General features: G+C 36.3%; 12 protein-coding genes, 1 rRNA gene and 3 pseudogenes. 13 read left to right on the forward strand and 3 right to left on the reverse strand.

What is annotated here, in order from left to right:
- Positions 1–76 precede the first annotated feature (76 nt).
- The 3 genes from J2S10_RS26235 to J2S10_RS26245 are packed head-to-tail and all read left to right on the forward strand — an operon-like array spanning position 77 to position 1,877.
- Positions 77–721, forward strand: coding sequence for an NAD(P)H-binding protein (locus J2S10_RS26235; protein ID WP_307413962.1), 645 nt, complete (start codon positions 77–79; stop codon positions 719–721).
- 51 nt (positions 722–772) lie between these two features.
- Positions 773–979: a hypothetical protein gene (locus J2S10_RS26240; protein WP_307413964.1), complete on the forward strand. Its 207-nt coding sequence runs from the start codon at positions 773–775 to the stop codon at positions 977–979.
- A gap of 46 nt (positions 980–1,025) precedes the next feature.
- Positions 1,026–1,877 (forward strand): aldo/keto reductase, encoded by an 852-nt coding sequence (locus tag J2S10_RS26245; RefSeq protein WP_307413965.1) that lies wholly within the window; start codon positions 1,026–1,028, stop codon positions 1,875–1,877.
- Between the two features lie 200 nt (positions 1,878–2,077).
- Here J2S10_RS26245 and J2S10_RS26250 read toward each other — a convergent pair whose 3' ends face one another.
- Positions 2,078–2,287, reverse strand: a complete 210-nt coding sequence (locus tag J2S10_RS26250; protein ID WP_307413966.1) for a hypothetical protein — start codon at positions 2,285–2,287, stop codon at positions 2,078–2,080.
- Between the two features lie 595 nt (positions 2,288–2,882).
- Here J2S10_RS26250 and J2S10_RS26255 point away from each other — a divergent pair.
- The 3 pseudogenes from J2S10_RS26255 to J2S10_RS26265 form a co-directional block, all read left to right on the forward strand.
- Positions 2,883–3,146 (forward strand): annotated as a pseudogene (locus J2S10_RS26255) (MerR family transcriptional regulator); the annotation flags it as partial.
- 174 nt (positions 3,147–3,320) lie between these two features.
- A pseudogene (locus J2S10_RS26260) lies at positions 3,321–3,482 on the forward strand (transposase); the annotation flags it as partial.
- Positions 3,476–3,607: pseudogene (locus J2S10_RS26265) on the forward strand (hypothetical protein); the annotation flags it as partial. The pseudogenes J2S10_RS26260 and J2S10_RS26265, both read left to right, overlap by 7 nt.
- A gap of 331 nt (positions 3,608–3,938) precedes the next feature.
- Here J2S10_RS26265 and J2S10_RS26270 read toward each other — a convergent pair.
- On the reverse strand, positions 3,939–4,727 hold the full coding sequence (locus tag J2S10_RS26270; protein WP_307413968.1) for an SDR family NAD(P)-dependent oxidoreductase: 789 nt from the start codon (positions 4,725–4,727) through the stop codon (positions 3,939–3,941).
- 197 nt (positions 4,728–4,924) lie between these two features.
- Here J2S10_RS26270 and J2S10_RS26275 point away from each other — a divergent pair, with 197 nt between their 5' ends.
- On the forward strand, positions 4,925–5,575 hold the full coding sequence (locus J2S10_RS26275; RefSeq protein WP_307413970.1) for a TetR/AcrR family transcriptional regulator: 651 nt from the start codon (positions 4,925–4,927) through the stop codon (positions 5,573–5,575).
- A gap of 271 nt (positions 5,576–5,846) precedes the next feature.
- Here the strand turns inward: J2S10_RS26275 and J2S10_RS26280 are convergent, their stop codons facing one another.
- Complete coding sequence (locus J2S10_RS26280; protein ID WP_307413973.1) at positions 5,847–6,251, reverse strand: VOC family protein; 405 nt, start codon at positions 6,249–6,251, stop codon at positions 5,847–5,849.
- Positions 6,252–6,942: 691 nt separating this feature from the next.
- On the opposite strand from J2S10_RS26280, the gene thiS reads away from it, so the two are divergent.
- The 6 genes from thiS to J2S10_RS26310 all read left to right on the forward strand — a co-directional run.
- Positions 6,943–7,137 (forward strand): sulfur carrier protein ThiS, encoded by a 195-nt coding sequence (gene thiS / locus J2S10_RS26285; RefSeq protein WP_307413974.1) that lies wholly within the window; start codon positions 6,943–6,945, stop codon positions 7,135–7,137.
- Positions 7,138–7,250: 113 nt separating this feature from the next.
- Positions 7,251–8,018, forward strand: a complete 768-nt coding sequence (locus J2S10_RS26290) for a thiazole synthase (RefSeq protein WP_307413978.1) — start codon at positions 7,251–7,253, stop codon at positions 8,016–8,018.
- Positions 8,019–8,020: 2 nt separating this feature from the next.
- Positions 8,021–9,175 (forward strand): 2-iminoacetate synthase ThiH, encoded by a 1,155-nt coding sequence (gene thiH, locus J2S10_RS26295; RefSeq protein WP_307413980.1) that lies wholly within the window; start codon positions 8,021–8,023, stop codon positions 9,173–9,175.
- Positions 9,176–9,817: 642 nt separating this feature from the next.
- Positions 9,818–10,972 carry a ParM/StbA family protein gene (locus J2S10_RS26300; protein WP_307413983.1) on the forward strand — a complete coding sequence of 385 codons (1,155 nt, stop codon included), beginning with the start codon at positions 9,818–9,820 and terminating at the stop codon, positions 10,970–10,972.
- A 17-nt stretch (positions 10,973–10,989) separates the two neighbouring features.
- On the forward strand, positions 10,990–11,709 hold the full coding sequence (locus tag J2S10_RS26305) for a hypothetical protein (RefSeq protein ID WP_307413985.1): 720 nt from the start codon (positions 10,990–10,992) through the stop codon (positions 11,707–11,709).
- Between the two features lie 505 nt (positions 11,710–12,214).
- A 16S ribosomal RNA gene (locus J2S10_RS26310) occupies positions 12,215–12,279 on the forward strand; the annotation flags it as partial.

Raw genomic sequence — 12,279 nt, forward strand, 5'->3', positions numbered from 1 at the left:
GGGTTACTGAGTCATAGCGTGGCGCAAGGTTGACATCAACTATGGGAAAAAATTTATTCTACGAGGAGTACGTATTATGAAAATTTTAATTTTAGGTGCTGCAGGTCAAATAGCCCGTATGCTGACAAATGAATTGCTCAATAAAACTGACCATACTATCGTTCTTTATGCAAGAAACGGTCATAAGCGATTAACTATCATTGATGATAGCCGGGAAGTTATTTTTGACTGTGATTTTAAAGACAAAAATAAACTGGTCGATGCTATGAAAGATGTAGATCTTGTGTATATCAATGACATGGGTGATGAAGAATCAACAAAAACAATAATTGATGCAATGCATGATGCAGGAGTGAGAAGAGTAATCGCGGCATCCGTTCTTGGAATTTATGATGAAGTGCCGGGAGTTTTCGGTGAATGGAATAAACGTATGATCGGTGGAAGCCCCAGAATGTATTCCCAGATTGAATCTGCACGGATGCTTGAGAATTCTAATCTGGATTATACATTATTAAGATTAACATGGCTTTACAACCAAGCTGGTAATACTAAATATTTGATTACCCAAAAAGGAGAACTTTTTAAAGGTGCACAAGTTACTCGTCAAGCAGTAACTCAATTAATAATGGATATTATCGAAGAAAAAAGTGCTAAATATCTTCAAGCCAGTCTTGGGGTAGGCGAACCAGATACAGATTGGGCGAAGCCATCATTTTATTAAGATAGTTTTATTCCTCGCTTCCAACCGGAGAATCTCGAAGCAAATCAGGTCTTGGTAGAACTGATAAAGAAGATTGCAGTAGGGAAAGATATAACCGGCATTCCTGGTACTCGTAAATTGGAGAGACTGGAAGAAAATATTGGTGCAGTAGACTTTGAACTGACTACTGAGGAACTGAGTGATTTGAACAATGCGCTCTCGAAAATAAAAGTTTGGGAGATCGATATCCTGCAGGTTCTGATTACGCAAAAAGAGTGAGCAAATTAACATACACTTTATTTTCAAAAATTAGGAGGAATTTTTTATGCAAAAAGTTATTTTGAACAATGGTGTTGAAATGCCGATACTCGGCTTTGGAGTTTTTCAAATCCGAGATGAAAATGAATGTGAACAAGCTGTTTACGACGCGATTATGTCAGGCTATCGAATGATTGATACTGCCGCCTCTTATCTAAATGAAGAAGCGGTCGGAAGAGCCATTAAACGGAGCGGTGTGCCAAGAGAGGAATTGTTTATTACTACGAAATTATGGGTTCAGGATACAGGATATGAACGTACTAAGAAAGCATTTGAAAAATCGCTGGAAAGACTGCAACTGGATTATTTGGATTTGTATTTAATTCATCAGCCATTTGGCGATGTATATGGTTCTTGGCGCGCGATGGAGGAATTGTACCGCGAGGGAAGAATCAGGGCAATCGGAGTGAGTAACTTCCAGAACGATCGTCTGATTGATTTAATTATTCATAATGAAGTAACTCCTGCCGTAAACCAGGTTGAAACACATCCTTTCAACCAGCAAATCGAAAGTGCTAAATTTATGAAAGAGCACAATGTTCAGATAGAATCCTGGGGACCTTTTGCTGAAGGAAGAAACAACATGTTCCATAACGAAATTTTGGTGTCAATAGCCGAAAAGCATAATAAATCTGTTGCCCAGGTGGTTTTACGTTGGTTAACGCAAAGAGGAGTCGTTGTGATTCCAAAGTCTGTTCGCAAAGAAAGAATGATTGAGAACTTCAATATCTTTGATTTTGAATTAAATCAAGAGGATATGGAAAGAATTGCTACGTTAGACACGAAAGAGAGCCTATTCTTTTCTCATAGGGATCCTGAAATGGTGAAATCAATCGGTACCCGTAAACTGGATATTTAATTCAATTACACAGTACAATGTGTTTTGAAAACAGCAGAAATTATTCAACTATGTACCAAGAAATAAACAATTTGAATAAACGTTGGCGATGCCACAAGAGGGCATCGCCTTTTTTGTGATTAGATACACTTAAAGTAAAGGTGGCGTTAGTGGAAGAACAATTCAGTGGATTTAGGATTGAGACATATCTAGTTATTCCATTAAAGGGCGCAATTCTGCAGCAAGAATTGTGCTTTTTCTTTATGTTTAGGTCCATTTAATTGAGTAAGAGGTTCATTAACCCCCACTTTTTTATGCAGCATCAAGCACAATTGAGAGAGCGTAATAGTTGATTTATCAACGATGTATAAAATCCAGCATAAATGATAAATGTCGATAAAATGAAACTCTTTGGCCCCAAGGGGTTTCATTTAGGTAGGTTCCTTTTACGATTATGTAAACTAGATTTGTATATGGTATACAATAAAGTATTTTGTTAACCACTAAAAAATAAGGTTTACATATATAAAAAGATATTCCTATAATTGTTTAAAGAGAGAGGATTTAAAAGGGGGAGTATCTGCTTGTTAGAGAAATTAGAAAATGGATCCGTCGTGTTATATGAAGGAGAACTATATAGAATAATATACATATATAGCTCAGGTTACTGTGAAATTGTAAACCAGGACTCAAAAAATGTCGAACTAGTTAAATTAAAAGAATTACAAACTTTTAATCAAACAATAGCATAGGAATGTGAAAATAATATACTTCCTCTAACACTTGATTATGTGAAATAGGCATACAAATAACTGTGCTTTTCTTATTCCTCAATATCAGCTAATAGAAGATTTGTTAATTATTCAAGAATCGGGCGCTATTCTTAAATTAGAAGGCGTCTTTTTTTTATGAAAATTGTTATTTATATAAACAACCAAAAAAGTTTTAAAAGAGTACTTGAACCCTACGCTACGTCAGGTTGTAAAGTAAAGTTACCGGTAAAAACAATTCGCGCGAAATGAGGGGATGATTATACAAAATAAGTATTGGAAAGTAGGAGAATTAGCCAATCAGACTGGACTTACAGTACGGACTCTCCATCATTACGATAAGATCGGATTATTTTCTCCTTCACGTCATACAGATACAGGCCATAGGCTCTATACTGAAGAGGATATCGCCAAGCTACAACAAATTATGTCATTTAAGCATTTAGGTTTCTCTTTGGAGGAGATAAAAGAACTAATCGAAAATCAGAGTTTTAATCCAAGTGAAGTCATACGGTTATATTTAGAACGATTAAATGAGCACATTCGAATACAGGAAGAACTGCGCAGTCAATTAGAAAATTTGTATACGCTGGTTAATTCTCAACAACAAGTGAAGGTAGAACAGTTTATTAATTTAATTGAGGTGATTAATATGAACGTAGAAAAATACTTTACTCAGGAGCAACTAGTAAAGATGAAAAAACAGACAGAACAATTCAACCAATCTCCAGAAGAAAAAATACAAGCAGTAAAAGAATATATAAATGGTAATGATGGAGGAAAAACCATTGCTAATTCTATCGGTGTACATCCTAGTTTACTCCACCAATGGATTAAACATTATGAACAACTTGGGCTGGAAGATTTGATGAAATTACAGCGAAAATGGAAAATGTAGAAGTACAGGTGCGTCTTTCTAATTCAAAGACTGAAAAATTGGGACCCAGTATATTAAGAAGTAATACCAAATACTGTAAGTAGCTATTGAGCTAATGGGTGCGATCGTATTATAAGGTTAGCCAGTAAAAAATTACTGGTTGACCTTATAATACGAAAGGGAGCTTTTCCAGAGTAAGGAAAGTGTCTTTCTCTATGGATCGTGTGCATTCACTGATTGAGAAAATGATCAAACTTTTTTATGAAAATTAAATAATTAATCTCAAATGTGGAATCCATTTTGATCAATTTTTTTCAAAATGGATTCTTTTTATTTGCCGTTAATCGGGGATTTGCGTGATATTTTTAATTAAACTTTATTTCAAAGCTACATTTGTTTATGTACAGGAATTTCAGGATCCTACACTGAAACTTTCTATTTATTACGTGGGCGGAGCAATCCACCCACAAGACGAAGTACTTGTTTGCGCGACAGCAGACGAGATATTTGTGCGTTCATATAGTTTTGAAAGCCGGGAACGACATATGATTGTCCCCTCTCCAATGCCCGCAGTGACACTTTCACGACACGTTCCGGAGTATCCCGCTTTCCGACAGAAGCGTCATCTGTGCCGACGACGTTGAAAAAGTTGGTTTGCGTTGCACCGGGACATAGCGCGAGGAATTGTACACCGCGTGTTCTGTTTTCTTCCCAAAGCGCCTGTGTAAACGACAATACGAAAGCCTTCGTAGCCCCATATACGGCCATGTAAGGATCCGGTTGGAAACCCGCTGTGGAAGAAACGTTGATGACCGCCCCACTCCCTTTTTTCAACAAACCAGGCAAAAACAGATGTGTGATATCAACAATTGACATTACATTTAACATCACTTCTTCATGCTGCCGCTCACCGGAAACTTGCTCAAAAAAACCGTGAGTAGCGAAACCTGCATTATTGATGATCATATCAACATCCAATTGGCGTTCTTGACATTCTTGATATAGTTTAACGGGGGCGCCTTCCTTGGATAAGTCGTTGACGATAACCTCGACTTGACCGCCGTGCTCTTTCTTTAGCTTCTTAGCCAGATCTGCGAGCTTATTTTCCGATCGGGCGACTAGAATCAAATGGTTCCCCCGTTTAGCAAGCTCCCACGCAAATACCTCACCAATACCTGAAGAAGCACCTGTAATAAGTATCCATTTGTTTCGCAATTGCATCATTTTTTCAACCCTCTCAGAATTAATGTTTTTATCAGGTAACACCGTTACCTATGAGACTCATAGTATTATTAACTTTATTTTATGTCAATAATTTTGATCTATATTACTCAAATTGACTCTTACCAATGCAAGTAGTACAATAATCAGGCAGGAATGGAAACGTTGTTTCTGTGAGAAAACATGACAGGAAAGTGAAAATGAGTAATAATTCCGAACTGCATTCTAAAGAAATTCGAACTGTAAAAACTTATCAAGAAGCAAGACTTCAAAATACCGAAAATTTAAGACAAAACGTTGTCGACGCCGCAGCCATTCTTTTACAAGAAGGTGGGCCGGAAGCAGTGACCGTTCGTCGGGTCGCGGACAAAATGGCCTGCTCCACCAAAATTATCTACAGCTTGTTCGGAAGCAAGGACGAATTGGCAAAACAACTTTATTTAGATGGTTGTAAGCTGCTAGCACAAACCTTTGAGGCGGTTCCGAAGCAAGAGAATCCCCAACAATACTTACGGGAACTCGGCAATGCTTATTGGAGTTTCGGATTGAACTACTCAAGTTATTATAAGATGATGTTCGGAGGAGCTATTAGTTTCAAGCAGGATGAAGAAAGCTTACAGGGTACCGTAACCGCTTTACAGCAAGTGATGAATGTCCTAGAGGAAGCAGTTCAGCAAGAACTTATTGATGTAAAGGACCTGACTCTTGTCATCTTCAAGATCTGGGCTTCTCTACATGGAGTGATTCACCTTTATTTAGGCGGCCATCTTAAGAATGATGAATCGGCGAGAGTAGTATATGATCAGATGTTGTCAGATTTAATACGAACGATTTTTGGAACTCACACGTAATAATTGTGATATCCTCCATTTATAAACAGACATTATATAAAAGAGAAGTTTGATTTAAAGCCACTCCGTTTAAGAAGTGGCTTTAAATTTACACGGATAAAGATATTATACTTAAACACACCTTTGTGCTTAGGTATACCGCTGATATTGGGTATTTTAGCACCGATGATGACACGTACAAAGCCCCAAGAAATTTATAAAGAAAGTCATCTTTAAAACATGTAAAAGGTAGAGCCTTGCAAAGGGATTTTTGAAATAGGATTAGCTGTATCTACATAACTGTAAACATCCAAGTAACTCCATATTTGTCCTTCACAGAACCATGAAGCTTAGAAAAGAATGTTGGTTGAAGATCCATATGAATGGTTCCACCTTCTTGAAGTACGTTCCATGCGTTTTTAGCACGCTCCTCAGAGTCAAGCTCCACACTGATGCACACTTTCTCAGCATCTTGAAAATCTTTTTTCCCATCCGAACCCATAATATATCCTGATTCTGTTAATTTCAATTCTGCATGTAAAACAAGGTCTTTATCGCTTTCAACAACAGGAAATTCAGGATTTGGCGGCATATCACCATATTTTTGAATAGCAATCATTTCTCCATCAAAAGCTTTTTGATACAAATTAAAAGCCTCCTTGCATTCTCTGTTAAACATTAAATAGGGTTTAATCATTTTACAGTCTCCTTCGTCAAATAATATAGGTTACCCTTGATGCTTCTATTTCAAATGCCTCTTAACCTGCTAGGTACTAGCACCAATGATATTAATAATAATATACACGAACACTAGTTCTGTATTCAATATCAAAATTACTTTGATTGATAAAATTTCGGAATAATACTTATTCAACTACCATACAAGAACGATTTTAGATTCCATTAACTGTAGTGCAGCTCTGCTTCATGGATGGCTAACGGAGTGCTTTCTTAAATAAGAACGTCCTTTTCGGAAACACAATTTTATTTATTGATCTTCAGCAATCGGGCGCAATTCCAGAATAAGAAATGTGCTCTTTCTTTATGTAAAGGGCCAGATTGTTGAATAAGATATGGCCTTATTTATCATATGGCTAGAAAGAGTGAAGAATAATCTATTCTCTTTTAAAAGATGGGTAAATGACTCAGAGCATATTATGAAAATAGTAACACAAAAATATACTTACCTTCTAACTTTGGTTCTTTCAGCTGGCACCCATATTTTCTGTTCTATCCCTACAAATAGTCTATCCTTATCTTGACTCTAATGCTCAACTTTTATATAATTCGATTAAATAAAATGAAGCACAAAATGGGGTACACCACCGAAAGGGTGTTAGTCTCATTTTGTGCTTTTTTTTGTGAAAATTTAGAAAGGATGGGAAAAAATGAAAGTAAATGGCACCACTGTTGTATTAGAGAAAAGGCAAACTTTATTTGATTTTTTAACCATGCAAAAATTTGATATGGCAACAATTGCCGTAGAACGAAATGGAGATATTATTCCAAAAGCTGCATATAAGGATGTTTTACTCGAGAATGAAGACAATTTGGAAATTGTTAGATTTGTGGGAGGTGGTTGATCTGTGAAAATAACAATAAACGGGAAATAAATGGAACTAGACGTTTGAAGTACGAGAACAAATCGGAAATCAAACGGACATTGTTATTTTGAATAAGAGAGGGGATTTTGAAAATGAATGATAAGTTAACAATTGGCGGGCATGAGTTTCAATCAAGATTTATATTAGGTTCCGGAAAATTTTCATTAAAAATAATGAAAGCAGTTATTGAACAAGGTGAAGCAGAAATTGTAACCCTTGCTCTAAGGAGGGCAAACACAGGCGGAGAAGAAAATATAATGGATTATATTCCGAAGCACATTACATTGCTGCCAAACACTTCAGGGGCAAGAAATGCAGAGGAAGCAGTGAGAATCGCCCGTCTATCAAGGGAACTTGGCTGCGGTGATTTTGTAAAACTCGAGGTCATTCATGATTCTAAATATTTACTGCCTGATAACTATGAAACAATCAAAGCAACTGAAATGCTTGCCAAGGAAGGATTTATTGTCATGCCCTATATGTATCCTGATTTATATGCGGCAAGATCATTAGTTAATGCCGGTGCAGCAGCCGTCATGCCTTTAGGTGCACCAATTGGAAGCAACAAGGGGCTTTGTACAAAGGATTTCATCCAAATCTTAGTAGACGAAATAGAATTACCTATTATTGTAGATGCCGGTATTGGCCGTCCTTCACAGGCATGTGAAGCAATGGAGTTGGGTGTTGATGCTGTTATGTGCAATACGGCAATTGCGACGGCAAAGGAAGTGGCTTTAATGGCAAAAGCTTTCAAACAAGCTATTGAGGCAGGTCGTACAGCATATCTTGCCGGTTTAGGAAGAATATTAAACTATAAGGCAGAGGCCTCTAGTCCTTTGACTGGATTTTTGGAGGATTAATGATGAAATTAAAAAAAGTAGATCATATGCAATATAATGATGGGATGGAAGTTATTGAGTCTGATCTTATGGAAAAAGTCTTAACATTAGTAAAAGAATATGATTATGATCAATATACGAGTAAAGATGTAGAAGATGCCTTAAATAAAATACAGCTTTCCATTGAGGACTATGCAGCGATATTATCACCTGCAGCAATGCCTTACTTAGAAGACATGGCAAGAAAAGCAATGGCAGAGACTAGGAAGCATTTTGGGAATTCTATTTCTCTCTTTACGCCCTTATATATTGCTAATTATTGTGAAAACGAATGTGTTTATTGTGGATTTAGTGCTACAAATAAAATTCATCGGGCAACTCTTTCTTTACAAGAAGTGGAAGATGAACTTAAAGCAATTGCTGCCACTGGTTTGAAAGAGATTTTATTACTCACTGGAGAATCTCGTCATAAATCCGGAGTTGAGTATATTGGAGAAACAATTAAAGTTGCGGCGAAATATTTTTCGACAATCGGGATTGAAATCTATCCATTAAACACGGAAGAATATGCATTTTTACATACTTGTGGTGCAGATTTTGTGTCAGTTTACCAAGAAACCTATAATACCGATAAGTATGAACAGGTTCATTTATGGGGGTCAAAACGAATTTTCCCATATCGTTTTCATGCTCAAGAGCGTGCTTTATTAGGGGGAATGCGTGGAGTTTCTTTTGGCGCACTGCTTGGATTAGATGATTTTCGAAAGGATGCATTTGCGGCAGGCATACATGCACTTTTGATCCAGCAAAAATATCCGCATGCAGAGATTGGTTTCTCTGTACCCCGTTTACGCCCTTATATTAACAATGCGGATAATAATCCAAAAGATGTGCATGAAAAACAGCTTTTGCAGGTAATGCTTGCTTATCGCTTGTTTATGCCATATGCCGGAGTTACTATTTCTACAAGAGAAAGAGCAGGATTTCGTGATCATGTGATCGGAATGGCAGCTACGAAAATGTCAGCTGGTGTTAATGTGGGTGTTGGAGGCCACAATGAAGAACAAAAGGGAGATCAACAGTTTGAAATTTCAGATGAACGAACTGTAAATGAAGTTCATCAGGTGATTCTTAGCAAAGGCTTGCAGCCTATTTATACAGATTATATTAGAGTTTAGGAGAATAGTATGCTCCTTCACCTACTATATCTTCTATCTTAAACCTGAGTTCCTCATTTACCATTTGTGTTACAAATCGATAGCTTTGTAAAGATGATTTTTTGCATCGAATTAATCATTTGTCCAAGGGAAAACCCTATGTGATCATTTTAAGAGAAATAAACTTAAATCTGGCTAAGTATGAAGTATTAGCAGTTAAAGTAAATCTAATAACTTTATTGTCATCTTACAATTTTGTGGTTATTGAATCCAGTTTGATCAAAATCGTTACGGGACTTTTTTTCTTTCATTTGCCAATGTTGTAAAACTTATGCTATTCCACTAAAGGGCGCGTTTATTTAAGAACGCGTCTTTTTCGTGTATTGGGCTCTCTAATGGAATAAGGATCACTTAAATGATCAACTTTATTTTAAAGCAACACGAGTGCTTTAGTGGAATATAAGATGGCATTTTGTAACACCATTTCACTTTTAACGATGTTATACCTGGAACATATAGAAAAGGAGCAGAGAATATCATATTTATCGGAAAAATAATGTAGAATAATAATTTAAAATAATCTTAATTATTAACATTTTTAGACAAATAGGGGAGAAGAATATATACTTATTATCAGGAAAAAGCATGAAAAGAGGAGAAATAATGGATATAAAATGTCAGAATGTCGATTTTGGTAATTCAATCTTTCAAACACTTGTGGACGGTTATTATTTTGAGATTCCTACAAATGTAGTAGAAATAACAAAGGATAAGGCAGACGGCCACTTTCCGTCTTCTTTACATGATCCCCAATTCCTTCTTCAAAGTTTGCTCATTTCAACTACGATAGACGGTGTAGAGAAATATTATCTAGTGGGCGATTCAGCAGAAAAACAGGTGTTAGGAAACATTCATATCAACAAGCTTCATGATAAAACGGAATCTGAGATTCCCTATGTGATGTTCCTGACGTCAGTTGCTTATTACAATGTATTAAAAGGAAACGGCAAAGAAGATAGACGAGTAAACATTAATTATTTTTCAACTATGCTTCCAATTTGGTTGCTTAAGAAAACGAACAAGTTCAGTGAAATGCAAAATAAAATGGCCAGCCGATTTGAAGGGGAACATCAAGTAACAATTTTAACTCCAGGATTAGAAAGAGTTGTAACCATTTACGTCGAAACAAGTAAATGCCGGATTGAAAGTGAAGTTGCTCGTTGGGCAATTAAAAAAGATTTTGATTTACAAGATCGTGAGGAAGCAAATTCATTTCAAAACTTTGAAACCCTAATTGTTGATTTAGGGGGAGGGACCGTTGATCTTGCATTGCTTCAAGCAGGACTTCAAGCTCCTAAGAGTAGAGAATCATTGAACTGTTTCGCAGACATTTCGTACTTAAAACACATTGAAAAACTAAGAAGTGAAAAGTTACTCGAGTACTTTGACGATGTTCGTTCCCTAGAGGAATTCATTATCAATAACATTGAAAAAACAAAAATGGAGCAAAGGGATGGAAATAGCGGTAAAAAGGTTGATCTCACAGAGCAAATCCATGAGTCATTGAGGGAGTACACGCAAATTTTAATAACGAAAATTGAAAACACATTTCCATCACCTAAAGATAAGATCTATAAATATGTTTATATCGGTGGAATAGCCAGAATCCTTAAACGCTTCATCCAAGAATTGATCGATACAAGGTATGGAGTCGAAATTAGAGAGGAAAATCATCTATTCCTACCAGATACAAGAAAGTTAAATTTATATGGTCTAGAAATTATAAGCAGGCATGAAACAAACGTAGTTTTTGCCTAAGAAGAGGAGGAGAACGTATGAGCAACCAAGATCATCTTCTTGGTAAAAAGTTCGCTTTCGGATTAAACGATATGTATTCGCATCTAGGTGCTCAGATGGCTGCACCATTTTACGTTCTATCGAACTTTTTTCTAACAGCTGGTAATCTCCAAACGGATGTGGTCAGATTAATGAATAAGGAATCAGGAAGTAAAAACGAACGGGAAATGTTTACTTTAGGAACTTCGAAAATCTCTCCAAAGGTGTATTCAATTCTTGAGCAAAAAGCACAAGCAAATGAGCTGGAGGATTATATAACGAAGCTTGTTGAGCGGGATTTAGATAAATTGGACAAAGAGGAAGAGACAAGAACCTTATTTGATACACTTCGTGACGAGTTTTTAGGTGAGATCAACTTACTTAAACAAGAATTCGCCTCCCGTCCTGTTGTTGATCCTAACAGGATGGAGCACGGCCAAGCAAACGAGTTGCAAGATTTTGTAACGAAACTCGGTGAGCAAAAATTAGATAAGGAAGAATTCCAAACGTTGTTAAACTCCCTTCGCAGCGAGTTTTTAGATGAGATTAACTTGCTTAAAAATGAACTTGCCTTCCGCCCGGTTGTTCCTGCCAATCAAAATAAGTCAACCCCTGCTTTGGAACATTCGGAAGAAGTGAATGATATTAAAGAAGGACAATTACTCGAAAGTGATCAAGTAACAGGGACTATTAAAGAAGTTATAGATCTGGATTTTTAAATATGAAGTAGCGGAATGATGTTCTGCTACTTTGTATTAATTAGATATTCCATTAGCTAATATTGGAATGTTTTTTTGTGTCAAAACAAAAGCAATTATAGGAGGGGTTCATAAAAAAATCTCTAGATATTCTTTTTTTACACAGTTGGCACTTTCTAATGAATATTCAGTGTTAGACAGAGCTATTAAGCTAGCCTTTCAACAATTGCCAAAGTAAAAATAGAAAAATAGTAAAAAAATATTGCGCTTGAACAGTAAAAGAGTTATGATTAGTAGGTTGCTTCAAAAATTGTATCAATTGAAAACGAAATCTTTTAAAAGAAATTAATTTTTAGTTGATATTTATGAAACAACGTGATAAGATATTTCTTGTCGCTATTTTAAATGATAGATTTGTTCTTTGAAAACTAAACAAACAAAATCGTGCAAACAAACAATAACTATCAGTGAATCTTTCGCAAGAAAGTTCACTTTTGCCAACGTAACTTTTATGAGCTAATCAACTTTCTTGGAGAGTTTGATCCTGGCTCAGGACGAACGCTGGCGGCGTGCCTAATACATGCAAGTCGA

It is taken from the genome of Neobacillus ginsengisoli, assembly GCF_030813055.1.

Bases quoted from the DNA above. Each gene is read 5' to 3' on its own strand.
- J2S10_RS26235 (WP_307413962.1), top strand. From the start codon at position 77: ATGAAAATTTTAATTTTAGGTGCTGCAGGTCAAATAGCCCGTATGCTG.
- J2S10_RS26245 (WP_307413965.1), top strand. From the start codon at position 1,026: ATGCAAAAAGTTATTTTGAACAATGGTGTTGAAATGCCGATACTCGGC.
- J2S10_RS26250 (WP_307413966.1), bottom strand. From the start codon at position 2,287: ATGAAACCCCTTGGGGCCAAAGAGTTTCATTTTATCGACATTTATCAT.
- J2S10_RS26270 (WP_307413968.1), bottom strand. From the start codon at position 4,727: ATGATGCAATTGCGAAACAAATGGATACTTATTACAGGTGCTTCTTCA.
- J2S10_RS26275 (WP_307413970.1), top strand. From the start codon at position 4,925: ATGAGTAATAATTCCGAACTGCATTCTAAAGAAATTCGAACTGTAAAA.
- J2S10_RS26280 (WP_307413973.1), bottom strand. From the start codon at position 6,251: ATGATTAAACCCTATTTAATGTTTAACAGAGAATGCAAGGAGGCTTTT.
- thiS (WP_307413974.1), top strand. From the start codon at position 6,943: ATGAAAGTAAATGGCACCACTGTTGTATTAGAGAAAAGGCAAACTTTA.
- J2S10_RS26290 (WP_307413978.1), top strand. From the start codon at position 7,251: ATGAATGATAAGTTAACAATTGGCGGGCATGAGTTTCAATCAAGATTT.
- thiH (WP_307413980.1), top strand. From the start codon at position 8,021: ATGAAATTAAAAAAAGTAGATCATATGCAATATAATGATGGGATGGAA.
- J2S10_RS26300 (WP_307413983.1), top strand. From the start codon at position 9,818: ATGGATATAAAATGTCAGAATGTCGATTTTGGTAATTCAATCTTTCAA.
- J2S10_RS26305 (WP_307413985.1), top strand. From the start codon at position 10,990: ATGAGCAACCAAGATCATCTTCTTGGTAAAAAGTTCGCTTTCGGATTA.